Source organism: Caballeronia sp. (assembly GCF_049581465.1).
Taxonomy (GTDB): Bacteria; Pseudomonadota; Gammaproteobacteria; order Burkholderiales; family Burkholderiaceae; genus Caballeronia.
Map to the genome: position 1 here is coordinate 1 of NZ_JBAUSA010000125.1, position 20,563 is coordinate 20,563.

Sequence of the window (20,563 nt, forward strand, 5' to 3'; positions counted from 1 at the left end):
TGAGTGTCATTCATGGCAGAAAACAAGCGGAAAAACGAACGTCCGACACTATAAACCAATCGTGCCGGACGCCTTTCGCTACGTCTTACCGCCGCGCGTCGCTCAGAGATCGAAAAACACGGTTTCCTTCGGACCCTGAAGATGAACGTCGAATCGATAAATCGTGTTCGACGTCCCCGGCTCGCGTCTCGCGATCAGCGTGCCGCGCCGCGCTTCGGGCACGAGCGCGAGCACGGGGTCGCGAGCGTTGGCCTGCGCTTCGTCGTCGAAATAAACGCGCGTGTAAGCGTGCAACAGCATGCCGCGCATCAACACAATCACGTCGATGTGCGGCGCGCTCTCGTCACCCGTGCTGCCCGGCTTGACCGTGTCCACGACATAGCGAAGCTCCGGGTCCGTGCCGGTGCCCACGCGCGCGAAACCCCGAAAACCCGATTGCCGGGCCTCGGCTAACGTGCTGACGTAACGTCCGGTGGAATCCGCCTGCGCCATTTCAATGACCGCGTCGCCGACCACGTTCTCTTCACCATCGAAGACCTGCCCCACGATGCTGATGTGCTGCCCAACCGCTTCCCGATCGGCAATCGACGCCGTGAACAGGCTCTTCAGGTCGAAGTTGTATTGCTCGGGGTACAGGCCATAGGCGAAGTAAGGCCCGACGGTTTGCGAGGGCGTCTGCCTATAGAGGGTATCAAGGCGGGTCATGTTCAAGCCTCCGTCGGGGTCTGGGTCGGGCCACGCAGCACGATGTCGAATTCATATCCGAGCGCATACGCTTCCTGCGTCGTATCGATGGAAAACCGCGATACCAGCCGTTCACGCGCATGTTCCGGGATACCCTGGAAAATCGGGTCGAGGTCGAGCAGCGGGTCGCCAGGGAAGTACATCTGGGTGACGAGGCGCGAGCCGAAATAGTCGCCGAAGAGTGAAAAGTGGATGTGATTCGGGCGCCAGGCGTTCGTGTGATTGCCCCACGGGTATGCACCCGGCTTGACGGTCAGGAAGCGATAGCGGCCTTCATTGTCGGTAAGGCAACGGCCGGCGCCGAGAAAGTTCGCATCGAGCGGCGCGTCGTGCTGATCGGCTTTGTGGACATAGCGGCCGGCGGCGTTCGCCTGCCAGATTTCAACCAACGTGTTGCGCACGGGCCGCCCGCCTTCATCCAGCACCCGACCTGTCACGATAATGCGTTCGCCAAGCGGCTCGCCGTTTTTCGCACCGTTGCGAGTAAGGTCGTGATCCAGTTTGCCGAGATCGTCCGCGCCGTACACCGGCACGCGGCGATTCTTCAGGTTTTCTCTCAAGGGGATCAACGGCCGCGACGGACTGCGCAGAATAGACGAACGGTAGCCGGGGCTGAGGTACGGCGGATGCGACTCCCAGTCACGCGGCGTCAGGATAAGAGAAGAGGAAGATTCCACGGTCGCTGTCTCCGATTATTTAAAGTACGAATCAACACTTTATCGAATCGATGAAGTTATGGAAAATGACGTTTTATGCTTCGAGGCATAACCGTTCGTCATGGATAAACCACCCTTGTTACCGCCGCCGGTTACCGCCGCATCACTTGCTAATTCGACCCGCGTGCCCCGCGCAACGAACGTGACCAATGGGCGGATCAAGTTCCGTCACCTGCAGTGCTTTCTGGCGGTCACGCAGTTTGGCAGCGTGCAGCGCGCTGCCAATAGCCTCTCGATCACGCAGCCGGCGGTGTCGAAGACCATCGCCGAACTGGAATCGATCCTCGGCGTTCGTCTCTTTGAGCGCGGCCGGCGCGGCGCAGTTCCGACCGGCGAAGGTCGGCTCTTCGCACCGCACGCGGCGGCCTGCGTGGGTGCGTTGCGCGATGGTGTCGACGAGATTTCGCGGCACGGCGTGGGCGTTCCCGGCGCGGTCGCGCTCGGTGTGTTGCCGACCGTCGCGACCGCTTTGCTTCCGCCGGCGCTCGCCGCGTTTCGGGCACAGTGGCCGGATGTGTCGGTGAGAGTGTGGACCGGGTCGAACTCGCAACTGCTCGAACGCCTGAAATCGGGCGATGCCGACTTCATTGTCGGCCGTTTGTCCGAGCCGGACAGCATGCCGGGGATGAGCTTCGAGCAGTTGTATCGTGAGCCGCTGGCGGTCGTGGTACGAAACGGTCATGTACTCGTGCACGAAACCTGCCTTACTGCGGCCTTGCTCGCTCGCTTTCCGGTCGTGGTCCCGCCCTTCGGCACGCTGATCCGTCAGTCGGCCGAAAGCGTGCTGACCGCATTCGGTGCTCAGGCGCTGAGCTCGCTGATCGAGACCTTGTCGGTGTCAGTCGGTCGCGCGCTTGCCTTGCACAACGACGCCGTCTGGTTCGTGCCGTCCAGTGCAGTGGAAGACGACGTCGAGTTGAAGCTGCTGGCTTATTTGCCCATGCCGTTTGCCAGCACCGACGAACCGATCGGATTGATCCTGCGCCACGACCATCCGCGCACGCCGGCGAGAGATAGCCTCGTCGAAGCGATCCGGCACGCCGGCCGCATGCGTGAAGCGACGCGAATCGGTATGAAATAGCTGTCGCCGAACAGCCGATGCCAGCACTTGTTACCGAACGGGCAGGATCGGAAAAACTTCATTAGGATAGGGTGCGCAGGTGCTATATAAGAGGCGACGACGAGTACGCCCACACGAGCAATGTTCACGACCGCGAGCAAATGTCACCGGACATATGACCGCGAGCAGAGCGCGCCAGGATCGCGTAACCATGGGTCATCCTGGCGCGTGCAACCAAAGTCTGTTTCGTGCTGTCTGACTCCGCGAACCTTCCCAACGGGACGTCCAACAAACATCGCAGGCAAGATGAAAACCGTATTGCTCGTCGACGACGACCCCGCTACGCTCGAAGCCTGGACCCTTTGCATGCAGTCGCAGGACTGCAATGTGTTGTCGGCCTTCGATGGCCACGGCGCGCTCGCGATCCTGGGCGAACACAGCGTCGACATCGTGGTCTCCGACTGGATCATGCCGGGCCTTGGTGGTGCGCTCTTATGCCAGACCATGAAGACCAACTCGGCCTTCGCACACATTCCCTTCCTGATGATCTCGGGCCATCCGCATCCGCCCGCTTTCGTTCACTACGACGGCTATTTACAAAAGCCCGTCGAGACGCAAGCGTTGTTGTCGGCCATAGACCGGCTTTGCGCGGCCAAGCGGCGCAAGCCTTTCTGAATCATTGTTCGACGGTGCTCGCGTAAGCCTTCAAGCAAGCCTTCAGGCAAGCCGCGCAAGTTCCTTTTCCATGCGTTCCTGCGCGAGCCGGTTCAACTCCTGCGGCACGACGCAATCGGCAGGCAACGCGGGCAACACGATCACGCGAATGTGGCCGGGCTGATCGGGCCAGCCCTTCGCGGGCCAATACTTGCCGGCGTTATGCACGACTGGCACAGCGGGAACTTGCGTGGAACAGGCGAGCCGCACGCCGCCTGAAGCCAGCTTCAGCGGCGCGTTGTGAGCGACGCGCGTGCCTTCCGGAAAGATCACGACGACGTCGCCGAGCGCGAGTTTCTCCGCGCATTCGCGCGTGACAGCCTGATGCGCCTGACGTGGCGAACCCCGATCGAGGCTCACCATATCGAGCCCCTTCAAGACCCAGCCGAAAAACGGAATGCGCTTGAGCTCGCTCTTGAACACGAAGCTGATGCGACGCGGAAACAGCGCCATGAACGCGAGCGTTTCCCACGTCGATTCGTGGCGGCAAAGCATGATGAACGGTTCGTTCGGAAGATGTTCGAGCCCTTCGACGGAACACGACACGCCCGTGATCACGCGCATCATCCCGACCATCGCGCGGCACCATTGCTTGGCGAGCCAATAGCGCCCGCCGCGGCCGACGAATGGAAACAGCGGCAGGATCAGGATCGACCATACCGTTCCGCTGCCTAGCAGATAGGTTGCGAACAGCCACTTGACGAAGGTTCGGTGCATTGAAAGATTGATGATGGTAAAAGTGGGGAGGGCGCATGGACGGGTAGACCCGTACGGCGGCGCCCGAACCCCGAAGAATAGCGTGCGCGGCGAAACATGTCCTGTAAAGCGCATGGGACCACCCCGCTCGCCGCGACTTTCCCACACTTTTAGTCACTAATAGAACGGAGACGCGCGTGTCTCTCGAATGGAGTTTCAATGGCAGGCGATGCAAGCAGTGACGTTCAACCCCAGGCAGGCAACGGATCGGCAAAGGACTTTGAAGACGGCATGCTCGATGTCGGCGACGGTCACAGCGTCTACTGGCGTGCGCAAGGTCCAAAAGACGCGCCCGTGATGCTCGTCGTCCACGGCGGCCCGGGTGGCGCAATGAACTTAAAGTGGGGCGAGGTGCTCGATGCATCGAAGTGGCGGATGGTCTTCTTCGACCAGCGCGGCTGCGGCAAGTCGACGCCGTTCGGCAAGCTGGAACATAACGGCACCAACGATCTCATCGGCGATATGGAAAAACTTCGCGTGACGCTCGGGATCGAGAAATGGGCGTTGTTCGGTGGCTCGTGGGGTACGACGCTTTCCCTCGCTTACGGCGTGACGCATCCCGAGCGCTGCCTCGGCTTCCTGTTGCGCGGAATTTTCCTGGCGCGCAAGGAGGATATCGACTGGTTCCTGTGGGACGTGAAGCGCGTGTTCCCCGATGCACATCGCGCGTTTCTCGATGCCATCGAAACCGCGAGCGGCCAGCGGCCGCGCGATGTCGCCGAGCTTCTTGCACTGACGGCCGCGCCCCTCGCGCGTTTCGACGACGCCGGCATCAAGCTCGCGCGCGCGTGGTCCGGTTTTGAGGGCACACTTTCGGTGGTGAACAAATCCGTGCCGAAAAAGGACGCGAACGGCCCGGCGCCGAAGCCTGAGGGTGAGCAAGCAGGCCCAGCCGCGTCCGACGCCGGCAGGTCGGATTCCACAAACACGAACCCGGATTCCACGAACGCAAACCCGGACGCCACAAACACAAACCTCGAAGCCGACAAACCCGAAGAAACCCGCCAGGCCAATGCTTCGGCCATCTCCATGGCGCTGCTCGAACATCACTACATTGCTCGCGAGCTCCCGCCTGAGCCGCTGTTGCCGCGTATCGGCAGGATCGCGCATCTGCCCTGCGAGCTGGTTCATGGCCGTTTCGATATGGTTTGCCCGGCCGACCAGGCGCTTGCACTCGCCGATGCGTGGCCCGGTGCGCATCTTTGCCTCGTCGACGCAGCGGGTCACTGGACCTTCGAGCCCGGGAACGTAGCGGCGTTAAAGGCAGGCGGCGAGCGCCTGTCCCGCGCGCTCGGCTGACGTCAGCACGTGGCGGGCCTTTTTCGCGGATTGCTTTGACTGGCATGCGTTTGCGGCAGCCGAACAAGGTCGTAGGCGGGCCGCCAAGCGGTAAATTTGGGATAGGAATGGTACGATCGCGCCTTGCAACCCCATGCGGGCGAGGCCCGTTCGAGGGCGATTCAAACACGGAGGCGACCCCATGGCGCAACAAAAAACCAACCCGAAGCTGGAGCAAGCCCTGACGCGCGGCGATCTCGCGATTCGCCAAGCCAACTCAGGTCGCGCGACGGCGGTGCTGCGAGCGCTCGGCAAGATGATTATTGAGGCATCGGCGACTATCGGCGTGGAAGCGTTCGTCGTGATTCATGATGGCGACAAGATCTACGATCCCGCCGACGGCATGTGGCCTCAACAATTGATGGTGTCTCTTGACGGCCCGGTGGAAGACACGGACCCGGACGAACTTCGGACGGTGACCCTGATGGCCGATACTGCCGCCACCGTCTTTCGATGCGAATGGCAGCGCGCCGACGGCAAGATCGGCCGTCAGGAAGGGCGGCCGCTGGCGATGGTTGCATTTATCACCGACGTGGATATTCCCTGGCTCGACGACGAAGACTGATCCGTGCAATGGATGGCCGCCCTGGCCGTTCAGTTTTGATGTCGGCGGACGCGCCCTGCGTCCGCCGCGTAGCCTGAAGGTCACACGGCACAGGTATAAATTACTCCTCGACCTGATCCGCACACCTTACAACCGTGGTCTATAAAAAATAATTCTTCATGGACCTGGATCGAGAGGAAATAACAGCACGCGTTGTCTCTTTCATGCAAAAAGGGGGTTGGTTTATCTTTCGGTGACGCATACGCTTATCTCGCACCGTATCTTGTTTTAAGTCATTTATTTTCAGTCACTATAAAGTCATCTACAAAGTTTCCGTTATAGAGATACGGGCACCTTAAAGGTGCGCTTCCGGGGTTGTCGGAGGGAAAAATGCGCTAAGGCGTCCTTCACTAGTGATGGGCAGCGAAACCCGCGCGCAAAGATTTAATTGCCATTTTCCACCGGGAAGTAAGGAATTTTTTCATAATACGAAATCAATTGAAAATATAAGCACGGACTGGCCGGGAAATAACTGGAATACGAGATTTTTTTAAGGATTCTTAAAAGATTTAGTTGGTAACGCGCACCCCATGAATTGGCTTTGCGCGAGACTCGGAACCGTCGTGAGTGACGTTTGCGCAAACGCGAGCGCGCCACGGCGTTCTCCTTCTCGCCAAAAATGGGGTAACACAATGGAACAGCTTAATCATGCAATTGAAAGCGACGTTTTTTGTGATGAACGTGCCGAACGGCTTGAACTGGCCGCCGTGCAGCTTCCTTCTAAACGGGAGTCCATGCCGTTCACGATTCGCGTCGTGTCGGCGGAGGAGGAACTCCTGAAGGCGGTGGAGATGCGACGTAAGGCCTACGGCCGGCACTTGCCTGAGTTTGCTGAACAGATGGGTATTGAGGAGTGCGACCGCGATCGGGGGACGGCAATTCTTCTCGCCGAATCCAAGCTGGATGGTGCGCCGCTGGGCACTATGCGTATTCAAACAAATGAATACGCGTCGCTAGGCGTGCAGCATTCGGTGCGATTGCCGCAGTGGCTCGATTCCGGCCGGCTTGCAGAAGCAACGCGTCTTGGCGTGGCGGGTGGAGCGGTTGGCCGAGTGGTAAAAATGATGCTTTTCAAAGCGCTGTTCTTATATTGCGAGCAACAGCAGATCGACTGGATGGTGATTACCGCACGATCGCCGCTCGATCGCGAATATGAGGCGATGCTTTTTGAGGATGTATTTGGCGACGGGCAATTCATTCCAATGGCGCACGTCGGGAATTTGCCGCATCGGGTGCTTGCGGGTGAAGTGGGCGTGGCTCGCCGGCGCTGGGAAGAAGCGAAGCACCCGTTATACGAGTTCGTGTTTAAGACGCATCACCCTGATATCGACTTGCGGACCGCAGATTTATCTTTCGGGCGGGAAACGGTAGGATGCCCGGTAGTTCCGCAGGTAATTTATGGGCGGTAATAGACAATAGCCCGTTCGCACGTCGGCGCGGGATACAACGAGGCGATGGTGACCTGGATGGTCGCCGTCGCCCCGTGTGGCTCGGTCGTGCAACCAGGGGAATCTTTAGGTATGGCGTCGGTCACTTTATTTGCACGATCAAAGTACAGGCGGACCGGCCCCTTGACGGACCGGTTGCTGTACGCCTTCTCTGTCTTTGTCGTGCCCGCGCTGATTGCAATGGGCACGGTTGCGACGCTGTTGTGGGCGCCACGCGAGTTCGTATCGAACGGCAGCGTCGCGTTGCCGCTGCATGTCGTCAGTGACGCGCCCGGCACGCTCGACCCGGCGAGCGCCCTGAAGGCGCTGGCACATCAAGCCGAGGTCAGCCGTTTTAGCACGGAGCTGGCGGAAACGCCGATCTGGTTTTCATTTACTGTTCCCGCCCTGTCAGCGGATCAGGCGACGTCCGCGGAGTTGCCGTCGCGACACGCGCAGACGCTGGCCTGCTGGATTGCTTCCACGCTGCAACCGCTCGGACAAGCGAACCGCCAGACCACCAGCGGGGAGATTCACCCCGTCAAGGCGGGCTTTGCTGTCCGGTTGGGGAATATCGTCCAGCCAGTGCTTGTCGTGTGCCGCGGTACATTTTCGGGCCCGGCGCAGATCAACGCCGTGGCGTGGACATCGGCGGGCCTGGGTACATCGGCGCTCGACTTCCAGGACAGCTCCGGGCTAATCGGCGGTGGGTTATTGACGCTTGCTGTCTTCGTCTTCGTCACCGCGCTGGTCAATCGTGAGTGGACCTATGTGATCTTCGCGGCGTGGCTGGTTGGCAACCTGCGGCTGTGCGCGAACGCTATGGGCTGGGACACGCAATGGCTCGACCGCACGATCGCACCCGAATACCTGCAGCCACTTCGCCAGCTGACGTTTGCCGCTTATTACCTGTTGACGGGCGCGCTGTTCAGTCAGTTGTTTCGTCGCGAACTCAAGGTGGTGGGCTATGGCTGGCTGCTGCGGGTGGGCCAGTATCTGGGCCTCGCGCTCCTTGTTTGCGCGCTCACACTTCCCTATGCGCGGTTCATCCCGGCGCTCTGGGTGCTCGGCGGGGCCGGCATTGGCGCGTTGATGTTCTTGCTTGCCCGGCTCGTCTGGCTCGCGCGTTCACGCACGGTGCTCTGGTACGTCGCGTCGCTCTCGATCGTGCTGTTCTCCACATTTTCCGATGTGCTCGGTGCCGCGTTCAGCATCAAGTGGCTGTCGGGAGGCATCAGTACTGTGATGGCGGCGTTGTCGTCGAGCATGATGGCGGCCTTCGCGATCGCCGAGCAGATGCGCGCTGAGCGCGAACATCGGCGGCAGGCTCAGGCGGAGTTGCGCAATACCTACGATGTGACGCCGATCGGCCTCTTCACGCTCGACAGCGAGGGACACTTCGTGCGGGCAAATCCCGCCATGCGCTCCATGCTCGAGTTGCACAAGGCTGAATACAAGGTACGGCACTGGAACGATTACTTCGAATCGGGCGCGTGGGGCGCGTTGCAGGCGTTGGCGTCCAAAGGCAGCGAGGGCGAACTTGAAATGGGCGGCGCTGCGGCGCGCGGCAAGGGCGAGCGGCGCTTCCTCCTCAAGGCGACGCGATCAAATGGCTGGATCGAAGGATCGTTGCAGGACGTGACGGAGCGCTCGAAAGCGATCGAACGCCTGCGCTTCCTGGCCGAGCACGATCCGCTCACCGGTTCGCTCAACCGTCGTGGCGTGGAAAAGGCGATCGCGGCGCAATCCGAAGAGGCCTCGCCGTGGGCGCTCGCCTACGTCGATCTGGACCGGTTCAAACTCGTCAACGATCTCTTCGGTCATCGTGCCGGCGACGAAGTCCTGAAGCAGGTCGCCACCCGCACGCGTGCGCTGTTTGCAAAGGGCTTTCCGTTCGGGCGCATCGGCGGCGACGAGTTCGTCTGCGTGATGGGCGGTGCGACGATCGACCAGGCCATCGATTGTTGCCACCATCTGATCAGCGCGTTGAGCGACGCCCCCTATCGGGTTGGCAACCGGTCGTTCCAGGTGAAGGCATCGGTTGGGCTCGTGGAGTGCTCGCCCGGCGTGCGCGTGCAGGACGCGCTGTCCCACGCCGACCGCGCGTGTCGCGAGGCGAAGAAGACCTCCAACGTGCGCATGGTGACGTATCGCAAGGGCGCGTCGGAGTTCGAAGAGCGCGCCGAGGAATTGAGGCTGGTCGAAACCCTCGGACGCAATCGCCTTCCGCCGGGCCTCTTCCTCGTGATGCAGCCGATCATGTCGCTGTCGGCGCCTACCGAGTCGCTGAACTTCGAAGTGCTGCTGCGCATGCGTGCGCCCGACGGCGCCACGCTGCCGGCCGGCAAGGTGATCGTGGCGGCCGAGGAGTCCGGCAATATCGCGGCGATCGACAAATGGGTGATGACCACGCTGCTTGAATGGATCGAGAAGCATCAGGCGTCGCTGACGAACACGCGCTTCATTTGCGTCAACCTGAGCGGCGGCTCGCTGAACGACGAGCAGTTCATGGAAGACATTTTCGCGTTGTTTGGCCGCTACAGGCACATCGTGCCGTATCTCTGCCTCGAAATAACCGAAAGCGTCGCGCTCCACGATCTGGAAAATACGCAGCGGTTCATCGCGCGCGTGCACGAGATGGGCGGCAAGATCGCGCTCGATGACTTCGGCGCCGGTTATACCTCGTTCAAGTACCTGAAGGATCTTTCTGCCGACGCCCTCAAGATCGACGGCGAATTTATCCGTACGATGTGCGCGCATCCGGCGGATATCGCCATAGTCGAGGCGATCGTTGCGCTGGCGCGCAACCTGGGCATGCGCAGCGTGGCGGAATGGGTGGAAGACCTGGACACGCTGCGGGCGCTGAAGGAAATCGGCGTGGATTACGTGCAGGGATTCTTGCTGGCGAAACCACAGGAGAGCAGTGCGATCCTTGCGGCGGACTCGGCTGCCGGTTTTGTGCGAGACCCGGAAGTGGCGTTTTTCATCGACAGCATTTCAGATAAGAACAAGGCGGTTGCGTTCGCTTACGAGGTCGCGATGAAAGCCGGTTTGCATTGAACAACGAGCAGCGCACAAGTCTTTTGCGCTGGTTTTTGCTGGTGCATCTGTGCTTGACGCGAGACGCGAAGCCGCGCCGTTCAGGCCGTTTTCATCTCGTTCAGGATCTTGGCCGCCGCGATGGGGATACGCGTGTCGTCCCATTGGGCGAGCCATTGCACTTCTTTTGTCGTAAAGAAACCCGGACGGTTGCGCAGCGCAAATTGCAGTGAGTCCACAATGTGGTCGCGAATGATTTGGGGCGCTTCTTCATCGATGATGATTGCGTGCAGGGCTTCGAGTGCGCTCATGGCAAAGCTCAGGAAAGTAGGCGGTGGGCGGTTTGTTCTACTGGTTAACCATAACCCGAAATAAATTAGGAAAACAATAATTTTTCCCGCGGACCGCGAAAGATAAAAAGCCTCGCTTGCTGCGAGGCTTTCCGGCTTGACCGGCTGTCGGCGTGCCAGCCACGTTCCAGCGGTTTAAGCCCGGCGATGCGTCACCAGGCCCCACAGCACCAGCAGCACGATTGCACCAACCACCGACGCAATCCAGCCCGCCGCCTGTCCTTCCTGATACCAGCCGAGCGCGCGACCCACGTAGCCGGCGACCAGCGACCCCGCGATACCGAGCACGATCGTCATGATCCATCCCATGCTGGCGTTGCCGGGCTTTAGCGCCCGCGCGATAAGTCCAATAATGGCGCCCACGATAATTGTGCCGATCAATGAAAGCATGGTGATTCCTTAATATCTGTAGTGTTGGCAATAACCCGGAAGTCCGGGCGTGCACGGCAGCGGAAGCGTCGATCCAACGCTCCAGCGCATGACGTTGCTTGTCGCCCGGCGAGCGGAGAGCAGCAATCCGACCCGAATTCCAGGCCGGTCGGCTAGCGTATAGGCATTTGCGAGCCTGCCGCTCCTCCAGGCAGGTTAAAATTCGTGCCTTGGTCGCCGCGCAACACCGCCACGCGTTATCCCCACAGCATTTCAAGCTACTACACCTGATACCCATGACCGATTCCGAACTCCAAGGCGAAAACGACACCACGCTCCACGAGGCACGCCTCTGGCGCGACGACGGCTGGACCGCTCGCGTTATCAAGAACGAAGACGACGACGGCTGGGCCGTGCAGATGATCAAGGATGGTGAGGCGGAACCCGCGCTCACCGGCCCATGGACCATGGGCCGCGATAAAAAGAATCCCAAGCCGCTCGATCCGAACGCGTTTCGCACGCTAGTCAAGACGGTGTCCGAGGTATTGCGCCGTCACGAACAGCAACGCCACGCAATCTTGCACAAGGATGTGACCGTGCGCGCCAATGGCGAGGACGTCTTGGTGACGCTCGACATCGTGCCGGATGAGGACGACCCCTACGCCGACCTGAAGGCGTCCGACTCGCTCGGGACGCCGCTCGCGCACGTGCGGGTGTCAGCGGGGTTCAAGCTGAGCAAGACCAGCGCCCAGGCCTGGGTCGACAATGATTTCCGCGCGCCGGACTGAGCGCGCGGCGGGTCGATGAGGGTGCAATAAAGGGTGCAACAAACGGTGCAATAAAGCGTTCAATAGACCCCGGCCATGCCGGCGGGCCGATGCTTGAACCGCCTATGCACCCAGTAGTATTGTTCCGGGAACCGCACTATTTGCGATTCAAGAAACTCGTTCATCCGGCGTGCATCGGCTTCGTCGTCGTTCGACGGAAAATTCGCGAGCGGCTCGAAGATCGTCATCTTGTAGCCCTTGTAATCGGGCAGTACTTCGGTCACGAACGGCACCACGCGCGCGCGGCCGAGCCGCGCCAGCCTTGACACGGAAGTAAGTGTGCAGGCCGGTACGCCGAAGAACGGCACGAACACCGAATTTTCGATGCCATGGTCCATGTCGGCCGCGAGCATCACCGATCCGCCTGCACGCAGCGTCTTCAGGATGTGGCGCGCGCTCTCGCCACGCTTGATCATGTCGGCGCCAAAACGGCCACGTTGTTCGACGGCAAGCGTGTTGAGCTTCTTGCTGGACATCGGCGTATACAGCGCGGTCACCGGCAGTTTCATGGAATAAAGCATGCATCCCACTTCGATGGCAACGAAATGGAAACCCATGAAAATGGTTGGCTGGGCGTCGTCGTCGAGATCGATGTGGCTTTCGAGCTGCACCAGTTTTTCGATAGCGCGTGCCGAGCCGAACCATTGCACGCCGCGCTCCACGTAGCTTCTGACGACGTGACGAAAATGGGAGCGGCCGAGCACCGCGTATTCCTCGGCGGTCTTGCCCGGGAAGCACAATTGCAAGTTGACTTGCACAATACGCTTGCGGCGGCTTGGGATGAGGTAGAGCAGTCCGCCCAGCGCACTGCCGCAGCGCGCCACAAGCCCGTAGGGAAGGCGAGCGAGCCCGCGCAGCAATGCCACGACGAGCGTAAAACCAATGTTCTTCAAGATTGCCCCTTGGAAACGGGCGGCGGACGACGAAAGACTAATGACGAGGGCCGGATTTAAATAGTGCTTCGATGATCGGCACGGGGTCGGATATCGAAGAGGAGTAACGGCCGAAAAAGGCGCGCTGCAACTGTGCGGCGCCATGATCGATAAAAATCGCTACAAAACGGTGAAGCGGGCGTCAAAACAACCGCCCTGTAGGGGCTGATCCAAGGTTTTCGACCAAACCATGTAGGCAAAGACTCAGCCCGCAATAGGATGAGGACCAATTCGAGCGTTCGAAAACCTCTAATGATCGCACATTGCGTTCTCGCGGCACCGGTTTCCTGCCTGTTTGAGGGGCTTTGTTTCCTTACATCCTGCTTTTCAACGGTTCGTTGACTAAAACGGCGCGCGGGCCGTGCCCACAACGGGAGATGAGGTGATGCATTACCTGCTGATTTACGAGTTGAGCGCGGATTACATCGAGCGGCGTGCCGCGTTTCGCAATCGCCATCTGACGTTGGCGTGGGCTGCCGCCGAGCGGGGCGAACTACTGCTGGGCGGCGCGCTGGATGAACCGGTCGATCGCGCGATGCTGCTTTTTCAGGCGGATTCGCCAGCGGTGGCCGAGGCGTTTGCGCGCGCCGATCCCTATGTGACGGAGGGCCTCGTCACGCGCTGGCAGGTGCGCAAGTGGAATACGGTAGCGGGCGCTGACGCGGCGCAGCCGGTCAGGCCCGGTTGACACTGCCCGGACCAAGTCACTCAGTCAGTATCAGGATTCGCTGGCGGCTTCCTCGTGCTCGTCCTGACCGGCGGTCATCCTGGACCTGCCTGCAGGCTTAAGGGCCGCCGGTCGTCCAGCCGTGCGGAACAGGTGCGTCAGCGTGTGATCCATCTCCTGCGAGCGCTCGAACAATTCCGCCAGCCAGTCCACAAAGGCGCTCACCCGTGGCGCCGCTTGCCGGCTTTTGACATAGGCCACGGACACATTCATCGGCATTGATTGCCATTGGGGCAGAACCTCGCGCAATTGTCCGGATCGCAGATACGGCAGAGCGGCGATGCGGGGCGGCTGAATCAAGCCGATGCCCTGGAGGCCGCACGCGAGATAGGCATGTTCGTCCGTGACTTGCACGAAGCCGGCCATTTTCACCGCCACTGCTTCACCGTCGACATCGAAATCGAAATCGCACGGCCGTCCGGTACGGTGGGACACGCAATTCACAGCCACATGCCGCGAGAGATCGGCGAGGGTGGCTGGGGTGCCATGCGTCTCCAGATACGCCGGACTTGCGCAGGTGACATGCTCGAAGCTGCCAAGGCGGCGCGCGATCAGCCCTGAATCGGGCAATTCGCCGAGTTGCACGCTGCAATCCACGCCTTCACCCACCAGGTCGACAGCGCGGTTGCTGATACCGATCGACAACTCGATATGCGGATAGCGCGCGTGGAAGTCCGGCAACGCCGGCACGACCAGCGTGGTCGCGACCGTAACCGGCATCTCGATACGCAGACGGCCGCGCAGGCGTTCATCGGCGGCGAGAAAGCCCGATTCCAGCTCGTCGATATCCGCAAGAATGCGCATGCAGCGCTCGTAGCACTCAGCGCCTTCGGCAGTAAGATTGAGGCGCCGCGTGGTGCGCGCGAGCAGTTGCACGCCGACGAGCGCCTCGAGTTGCTGGATCGTGGTGGACACAGAAGCGCGCGGCATGCCGAGGGATTCGGCGGCGCGGGTGAAACTGTTGGTATCGACGACGCGGATAAAAACACGCATGGCATGAACGCGATCGGTCACGGCAGTGTTCCTTGAGAAGCGATGAATGCATCGACCGGTCAACCTTCGCGCTCAGCGACTATACGAAGGAAAACCGGCAAGGTTCACACTTTAGGCAGCGGCGGGGCTCGCGTGAATACACAAAACTCGCGGATCCTTGCCTGCTTCTCCAGTTACACCGTGGGCAATTCTCCGCGCAAACGGCCACTTTCGCTGCTGCTCACGCTCGGGGCGAGGCCCGAAGTCACGCCCGAAGTCAGGTCCGGCGTCAGGCTCGCCGCTGCGATCACGCCGCCAATCCGGTTGTTACCCGTCAGTCCGATCATGTCCGCGCCCGACGGCGCCTGATAAAGCCGAAGGCCCATCTCGGGAAGGATCGACAGCAAGTGGTCGAAGACATCGCCCTGAATCCGCTCGTACTGCGCCCATGCGGTCACGGCGGTGAAGCAATAGACCTCGACCGGAATGCCTTGCGACCCGGGCTCCATCATGCGGACCATCATCGACATGTCCTGCCTGATTTCCGGATGCTGCTGCAAATACGCCAGCCCATACGCGCGAAACGTGCCGATATTCGTCAGCCGCCGCAGGTTGGCCGGCTCGCTCGCGAGTTCGCCGAGATTCTTGTTGGCTTGCTCGACTTCGAGCTGTTTCTCTTCCAGATAGTCGTGCAGCAGGCGAAAGTGCATTAGCCGGACGGTTTCCTCATCGGTGAGAAAACGCACGCACGTGGCATCCAGACGCAACGTCCGCTTGATCCGCCGGCCGCCCGATTCGAACATTTGCCGATAGTTGCGGTAGCTCTCGGAGAAGAGCTTGTAGGTCGGCACGGTGGTGACCGTGTTGTCCCAGTTCTGCACCTTCACCGTGTGGAGCGCGATGTCCTTCACGAAGCCGTCGGCATTCGATTGCGGCATTTCGATCCAGTCGCCAATGCGCAGCATGTCGTTGGACGTCAACTGGGTGCTCGCGACCAGCGACAGCAACGTGTCCTTGAATACGAGCAGCAGCACGGCAGACAGCGCGCCGAGGCCGGACAGCATCCAGAGGGGCGAGCGATCGATCACGATGGACAGCACCAGCACGCTGCAGATCAGCGCGAGCGCGAGTTTGCCGATCTGGATGTAACCCTTGATGGAGCGCGTCTGCGCTCGCCGGCTTGACGCGTAGACGTCTTGCCACGCGCTCAGGCCGCCGCCTAGAGCGAGGAAGACGCAGATCCATGCGGCGCCATGCGCGAGGCGAGAGATGACGTCGGCCACATGACCGATATAAGGCACCTGGCCGACGCCGATCGCCACCGTCGCAAACGGCACCGCGTACCAGAGGCGGTGATACGCGCGATGGCGCGCCAGCGCAATGTCCCACGCCTCGCGCTCGGTCGCCACCAGCAGCCGGTGTGCGAGGTGCAGCACGATTCGCGCGACCACCCATTGGGCGAAGAGAGCGGCGAGCGCGAGCATCAGCAGGCCGAGCGCGAACTGCGCCCAGTGATGAGTGGGGTAGTGCTGTTGGACGAAATCGAAAAAAGCGTCTGGGTTCATGCGCGAAGGTCGTGGCGGTAAAGGTGCAGTCGGGGTGCGGTCGGGCCGTGGGCCGTGCAGCAGGGCCGAGCGCACACGGCGAATGCCATGCGATCCGTATTGTGCATGAATCGCAGGCACGCTCTTCCTCTATCATGGAGCGCCTGCGCGCGAGCGCTTCGCCATGCGAACCGTCAAGCTGGGACGTTTCGCATCCCTCTCATCCTGAGCTCATTTCGTTTATGTATTTGTCGATTCTGGCTGTCGGTATTGGTGGCGCGCTGGGTTCCCTGTTCCGATGGATGCTCGGCATGCGCCTGAACGCGCTCTTCCCGAGCCTGCCGCTCGGTACGCTTGCGGCGAACTTGATAGCAGGCTATGTGATCGGCGTGGCGGTTGCCTCGTTCGCGCGGTTCCCGTGGGTATCGATGGAATGGCGGCTTTTCGTGATCACCGGCTTGATGGGCGGCCTGTCCACGTTTTCCACCTTTTCGGCCGAAGTCGTGGCGCAATTGCAGCAGGGCCGCTATGGGTGGGCAGCCGGCGAGGTCGCGATTCATGTCGGTGCGTCACTCGTGATGACCTTCCTGGGGATTGCGACGGTGTCGTTGGCGTTGACGAAGTAATAAGGATTCAAACTGTATAGACAGCCTTGTGTCTTATCGTGCCGGCGAACGCTGAGTTCGATGACCGGTATGATCCCAGCTTGTTTCGATGCCAGCCTCCGTTTAGACTTTCGTATTGAATTTGTATAGACAGGACGAGTCATGGCTGACGTGATCGAAGTACCGAACCCACCCATCGGCGTCGCGGCATGAACACCCCCGCGTACCAGGAAATCAAGGATCACATCCTTAGCCGGATTCACTCGGGCGAATGGAAAGAAGGCGACCAGATACCGTCGGAGAACGAGTTGGCGCGTGACTTTGGCGTTGCGCGAATGACGGTCAATCGTGCTGTGCGTGAGTTGACGGCCGAGCAGATCCTGACGCGCGTGCAAGGTGCGGGAACCTTCGTGGCGCAGCCGAAATACGCCTCCACGCTGGTGGAAATTCGCAGCATCTCCGATGAAATCGGGGCGCGCGGCCACGTGCATCGTGCGGACGTGATTCATTTAGGCGCGGCTTTACTTGATGAGCGACTGGCCTTGGAGATGCAGTTATCGGAAGGGAGCCCCGTGTTCCATTCGCGCGTTCTTCATTTTGAAAACGAGCTGCCGATCCAGTTCGAAGAGCGCTGGGTCAATCCCGCGCTCGCGCCCGACTACGCCCGCCAGGACTTCACAAAAATCACGCCGAATCAGTATTTGATGGTTGCTGCGCCCTTGCAGCGCGTGGAATACCGGATTGAAGCAGCGCTTCCCGACGACACAATCGGCGCTTCCCTCGCGATGAAACCGGGTAACCCGTGCCTCATGTTGCATCGGCGGACGTGGTCACGCGATGCGGTGGCATCGGTGGCAAATCTTTGGCATCCCGGCGACCGCTATCAGTTCACCGGGCACTTCTGAGCGCGCGTGACGCGCGCGATTCTTGTCGGATGCGTGCATAACGCGGTTGGGCGCTTCTTAGTCGCCACTACCAATAGAACCGAGTTGACTTTTAGCCGCCGACGCTCTATCCGCTTCCCACCTCCTCTTTGTTGGCGCGATGAGGCTCGATGAGCATTGTTGTTAGCTTAACAATAATGTTTATCGAAAATCAGGGTTTCCCCGCGAATGCGCGACGCCTAGACTTGCTGAAAGCGAAATCGAAAAGCACTGATTCCGCTTAGGCCGTTTCGCGTCGACAAACAAAATATTGGAGGTTGCATCATGTTCAAGTCATTTATCCCCGCCGTGGTCATTGCGTCGGCTCTCGTCGTGCCGGCTTTTGCTTTTGCCCAGAGCAGCGACAATGCGCCGCTCACGCGCGCTGAAGTCAAGGCACAACTCGTGCAACTGGAAAAGGCGGGTTACAACCCGGTCGGCGATGAGTACAACTACCCGCAGAACATCCAGGCGGCAGAAGCTCGCGTGAGTGCGCAGAACGGCCAGGCAGCGACAGCATATGGTCCGTCGACGAGCGGTTCAACGGGCGTGGGTGCGCGTAGTGCGGTTGCTACGCAACAGACGCCACGGTCGGTGTTTTTTGGGCAGTAAGGGAAGAGGATAGGCGGGGGCGGTCCTGCTAGCGGCGAGTGTGGGGCGAAGGGCTCTACCTTCACCCGACACACACCGGAAGCACATGCCCCCGAACGCCATCGTCCTCACCCGGGAGATCTTGCTCCGCACGCACGAATAATCAGATTCACCACTTCCTCCGTCGACGCATCGAACGCTTTGCGCGACAAAGCCCGCTTGCCTTTCAACGCGTGAATCTGTGCATCGAAATCTGCGTAGTGCTGGGTGGTGGCCCAGATCATAAACATCAGCGTTTCTGCGCTGACCGGTGCGAGCAATCCCCGCTCGATCCAGTGATCAATTACCACTACGCGCGTCTCGAGCCACGGCTTGACGCGTTCGTTCAGGATGTCCTGCATGTGCACGGCGCCATGGATGATTTCGCTCGCCCACACCTTCGATCCAAGCGGCCGTCTCCGCGATAATTCCATTTTGGCGCGGACGTAGCCGCCTATCGCTTCGACCGGATCGTCGCTGCACTCGAACGTGTCGGCCGCACGATGCCAGTCCTCGAACAAGTCCTCCAGTACCCGCCGGTAAAGCGCCAGCTTGGTCGGAAAGTAATAGTGCAGGTTCGCCTTGGGCAAGCCAGCCCGTTCAGCGATCATCGCCGTACTCGCACCTTCCAGTCCGCGTTCAGCAAAAACCGCCTCGGCACACGCCAGCAAATGCGCTTCGTTGGTCTCGCGAATGTGCGCCTTGCGCCGCCGCAATGGAACCGATGAGTAGTCAGTTTCCACCGCCCCGGCTGCTGCTTCGTCGTGTCTCATAGTATTCCCCGCACGGCCCGGCGTGCCTTCTCCTTCTTGATTGCGCCTCATTCTATTCGCTTTGCCACATTCGCTGCGCGATACCGCAGCACGCCTCGGCGCGCTCCTGCTGCACTGCAATGGCACGCTTCTCGCTCTGGCTCACGACATCGGACGACACAGAAAAGACGTTGATTTAGCAATATTAGTCGGCTACAACCTGTCCAGTTGGACAGGATTTAAAGGTAGCGGGATTGCGACGCACCTGCACTCGGTCGGCCGAGATTTGCGCTGCACCCATGACGTGCGCGAGCGCCCCAAAAGCTGACGCAAATGCACCCGTTGCGGCGCGTGCCGGCAGACGCAAAGATTACGGTTGACGCTAACGATTGACCTGAAGAATTGACGTGAACGATTGACCCAAGAATCGACTCAAGGAGCACACGAAATGACTGTGGCAACTGAAGTGGCGCCCGAAACACCACTGGACACGTTGGTCAGGATCGACGGCCAGCGCCTCTGGGACAGCCTCATGACAATGGCCAAGATTGGCGCGACGCCAAAGGGCGGCGTCTGCCGGCTGGCCCTGACGGACCTCGACAAAGACGGCCGCGATCTTATTGTTAGCTGGGCGAAAGAAGCGGGCTGCACCGTCAAGGTCGACCAGATGGGCAACGTCTTCATGCGCCGCGCCGGACGCAATCCTGACGCAGCGCCCGTCGTGACCGGTTCGCACGCCGACTCGCAGCCGACCGGCGGACGCTTTGACGGCATCTACGGCGTGTTGGGCGGGATCGAAGTCATTCGCACACTGAACGATCACGCGATCGAAACCGAACATCCCGTCGAAGTGGTCATCTGGACCAACGAAGAAGGCTCGCGTTTCGCCCCGGCCATGGTCGCCTCGGGCGTGTTCGCCGGCGAATTCACGCTTGAATACGGGCTCTCGCGCAAGGACGTCGATGGCAAGACGATCGGCGAGGAACTGAAGCGCATAGGTTATGCAGGCGACGAACCGTGCGGCGGCCGCAAGCTTCACGCGGCGTTCGAATTGCATATCGAGCAGGGGCCGATTCTCGAAGCGGAAAACATGACGATCGGCGTGGTCACCGACGCGCAAGGCCAGCGCTGGTACGAGATCACGCTTACAGGCCAGGAAGCGCACGCGGGCCCGACACCCATGCCCCGCCGGCACGACGCGTTGCTTGGCGCGGCACGCGTGGTCGAGCTGGTGAACCGCATCGGCCTCGATCATGCGCCGCTCGCGTGCGCAACGGTCGGGATGATGCAGGTCCACCCAAACTCGCGCAACGTGATTCCCGGACGCGTGTTTTTCACCGTCGATTTCCGGCATCCGGAAGATGCCGTGCTCGCGCAAATGGACGCTGAATTGCGCGCCGGTGTCGAAGGAATCGCAAGCGGCGCGGGCCTGCAAACGCAACTTGAACAGATCTTCTACTACGCGCCCATCGCCTTCGACACAGCCTGTGTCCAGTCCGTGCGAGCGGCTGCCGAGAGGTTTGGCTATGCACAT

The 20,563-nt window shown here is 60.5% G+C and carries 21 protein-coding genes; 12 read left to right on the top strand and 9 right to left on the bottom strand.

The window, feature by feature from the left end; translation table 11 throughout:
• Positions 1 to 102 precede the first annotated feature (102 nt).
• Positions 103 to 705: a protocatechuate 3,4-dioxygenase subunit alpha gene (pcaG, locus tag WCA53_RS03045; protein ID WP_423905324.1), complete on the bottom strand. Its 603-nt coding sequence runs from the start codon at positions 703 to 705 to the stop codon at positions 103 to 105.
• Between the two features lie 2 nt (positions 706 to 707).
• Positions 708 to 1,421, bottom strand: a complete 714-nt coding sequence (gene pcaH, locus WCA53_RS03050) for a protocatechuate 3,4-dioxygenase subunit beta (RefSeq protein ID WP_423905326.1) — start codon at positions 1,419 to 1,421, stop codon at positions 708 to 710.
• 100 nt (positions 1,422 to 1,521) lie between these two features.
• On the opposite strand from pcaH, the gene pcaQ reads away from it, so the two are divergent.
• Together pcaQ and WCA53_RS03060 are read left to right on the top strand one after the other, a co-directional pair.
• Positions 1,522 to 2,541 (top strand): pca operon transcription factor PcaQ, encoded by a 1,020-nt coding sequence (gene pcaQ, locus WCA53_RS03055; protein WP_423905329.1) that lies wholly within the window; start codon positions 1,522 to 1,524, stop codon positions 2,539 to 2,541.
• Between the two features lie 285 nt (positions 2,542 to 2,826).
• Positions 2,827 to 3,195 (top strand): response regulator, encoded by a 369-nt coding sequence (locus WCA53_RS03060; protein ID WP_423905331.1) that lies wholly within the window; start codon positions 2,827 to 2,829, stop codon positions 3,193 to 3,195.
• Positions 3,196 to 3,237: 42 nt separating this feature from the next.
• Here WCA53_RS03060 and WCA53_RS03065 read toward each other — a convergent pair whose 3' ends face one another.
• Positions 3,238 to 3,951 (bottom strand): lysophospholipid acyltransferase family protein, encoded by a 714-nt coding sequence (locus tag WCA53_RS03065; RefSeq protein ID WP_423905333.1) that lies wholly within the window; start codon positions 3,949 to 3,951, stop codon positions 3,238 to 3,240.
• Positions 3,952 to 4,149: 198 nt separating this feature from the next.
• Between WCA53_RS03065 and WCA53_RS03070 the strand changes: the two genes are divergently transcribed.
• The 4 genes from WCA53_RS03070 to WCA53_RS03085 all read left to right on the top strand — a co-directional run bounded on the left by WCA53_RS03070 (position 4,150) and on the right by WCA53_RS03085 (position 10,419).
• Positions 4,150 to 5,289 (top strand): alpha/beta fold hydrolase, encoded by a 1,140-nt coding sequence (locus WCA53_RS03070; RefSeq protein ID WP_423905335.1) that lies wholly within the window; start codon positions 4,150 to 4,152, stop codon positions 5,287 to 5,289.
• Between the two features lie 181 nt (positions 5,290 to 5,470).
• Entirely contained in the window at positions 5,471 to 5,893 is a 423-nt protein-coding gene (locus WCA53_RS03075) for a hypothetical protein (protein ID WP_423905337.1), read from the top strand.
• 671 nt (positions 5,894 to 6,564) lie between these two features.
• The gene (locus WCA53_RS03080; RefSeq protein WP_423905340.1) at positions 6,565 to 7,341 is read left to right on the top strand and encodes an N-acyl amino acid synthase FeeM domain-containing protein; all 777 of its coding nucleotides are present in this window, start codon (positions 6,565 to 6,567) and stop codon (positions 7,339 to 7,341) included.
• Positions 7,342 to 7,452: 111 nt separating this feature from the next.
• A complete protein-coding gene (locus WCA53_RS03085; protein WP_423905342.1) occupies positions 7,453 to 10,419 on the top strand; it encodes a putative bifunctional diguanylate cyclase/phosphodiesterase in 2,967 nt (988 codons plus the stop codon).
• Between the two features lie 80 nt (positions 10,420 to 10,499).
• On the opposite strand, the gene WCA53_RS03090 is transcribed toward WCA53_RS03085, so the two are convergent.
• Positions 10,500 to 10,709 (bottom strand): hypothetical protein, encoded by a 210-nt coding sequence (locus tag WCA53_RS03090; RefSeq protein WP_423905343.1) that lies wholly within the window; start codon positions 10,707 to 10,709, stop codon positions 10,500 to 10,502.
• A 174-nt stretch (positions 10,710 to 10,883) separates the two neighbouring features.
• Positions 10,884 to 11,138: a GlsB/YeaQ/YmgE family stress response membrane protein gene (locus tag WCA53_RS03095; RefSeq protein ID WP_423905345.1), complete on the bottom strand. Its 255-nt coding sequence runs from the start codon at positions 11,136 to 11,138 to the stop codon at positions 10,884 to 10,886.
• 275 nt (positions 11,139 to 11,413) lie between these two features.
• On the opposite strand from WCA53_RS03095, the gene WCA53_RS03100 reads away from it, so the two are divergent.
• Complete coding sequence (locus WCA53_RS03100) at positions 11,414 to 11,905, top strand: hypothetical protein (protein WP_423905347.1); 492 nt, start codon at positions 11,414 to 11,416, stop codon at positions 11,903 to 11,905.
• A 59-nt stretch (positions 11,906 to 11,964) separates the two neighbouring features.
• Here WCA53_RS03100 and WCA53_RS03105 read toward each other — a convergent pair whose 3' ends face one another.
• A complete protein-coding gene (locus tag WCA53_RS03105) occupies positions 11,965 to 12,837 on the bottom strand; it encodes a lipid A biosynthesis lauroyl acyltransferase (RefSeq protein WP_423905350.1) in 873 nt (290 codons plus the stop codon).
• A gap of 424 nt (positions 12,838 to 13,261) precedes the next feature.
• Between WCA53_RS03105 and WCA53_RS03110 the strand changes: the two genes are divergently transcribed.
• Entirely contained in the window at positions 13,262 to 13,564 is a 303-nt protein-coding gene (locus tag WCA53_RS03110) for a YciI-like protein (RefSeq protein WP_423905367.1), read from the top strand.
• 30 nt (positions 13,565 to 13,594) lie between these two features.
• On the opposite strand, the gene WCA53_RS03115 is transcribed toward WCA53_RS03110, so the two are convergent.
• Positions 13,595 to 14,617 carry a LysR family transcriptional regulator gene (locus tag WCA53_RS03115; RefSeq protein ID WP_423905353.1) on the bottom strand — a complete coding sequence of 341 codons (1,023 nt, stop codon included), beginning with the start codon at positions 14,615 to 14,617 and terminating at the stop codon, positions 13,595 to 13,597.
• A gap of 152 nt (positions 14,618 to 14,769) precedes the next feature.
• Positions 14,770 to 16,140, bottom strand: coding sequence for a mechanosensitive ion channel family protein (locus tag WCA53_RS03120; protein ID WP_423905355.1), 1,371 nt, complete (start codon positions 16,138 to 16,140; stop codon positions 14,770 to 14,772).
• 221 nt (positions 16,141 to 16,361) lie between these two features.
• On the opposite strand from WCA53_RS03120, the gene crcB reads away from it, so the two are divergent.
• The 3 genes from crcB to WCA53_RS03135 all read left to right on the top strand — a co-directional run bounded on the left by crcB (position 16,362) and on the right by WCA53_RS03135 (position 18,259).
• The gene (gene crcB / locus WCA53_RS03125; protein WP_423905357.1) at positions 16,362 to 16,745 is read left to right on the top strand and encodes a fluoride efflux transporter CrcB; all 384 of its coding nucleotides are present in this window, start codon (positions 16,362 to 16,364) and stop codon (positions 16,743 to 16,745) included.
• 188 nt (positions 16,746 to 16,933) lie between these two features.
• Positions 16,934 to 17,629 (top strand): histidine utilization repressor, encoded by a 696-nt coding sequence (gene hutC, locus WCA53_RS03130; protein ID WP_423905359.1) that lies wholly within the window; start codon positions 16,934 to 16,936, stop codon positions 17,627 to 17,629.
• A gap of 303 nt (positions 17,630 to 17,932) precedes the next feature.
• Positions 17,933 to 18,259 carry a DUF4148 domain-containing protein gene (locus WCA53_RS03135; protein WP_423905361.1) on the top strand — a complete coding sequence of 109 codons (327 nt, stop codon included), beginning with the start codon at positions 17,933 to 17,935 and terminating at the stop codon, positions 18,257 to 18,259.
• 107 nt (positions 18,260 to 18,366) lie between these two features.
• Here WCA53_RS03135 and WCA53_RS03140 read toward each other — a convergent pair whose 3' ends face one another.
• Positions 18,367 to 19,050, bottom strand: a complete 684-nt coding sequence (locus WCA53_RS03140; RefSeq protein WP_423905362.1) for a TetR/AcrR family transcriptional regulator — start codon at positions 19,048 to 19,050, stop codon at positions 18,367 to 18,369.
• 427 nt (positions 19,051 to 19,477) lie between these two features.
• Between WCA53_RS03140 and WCA53_RS03145 the strand changes: the two genes are divergently transcribed.
• A partial coding sequence (locus WCA53_RS03145) for a Zn-dependent hydrolase (protein ID WP_423905365.1) occupies positions 19,478 to 20,563 on the top strand: 1,086 nt, incomplete at its 3' end.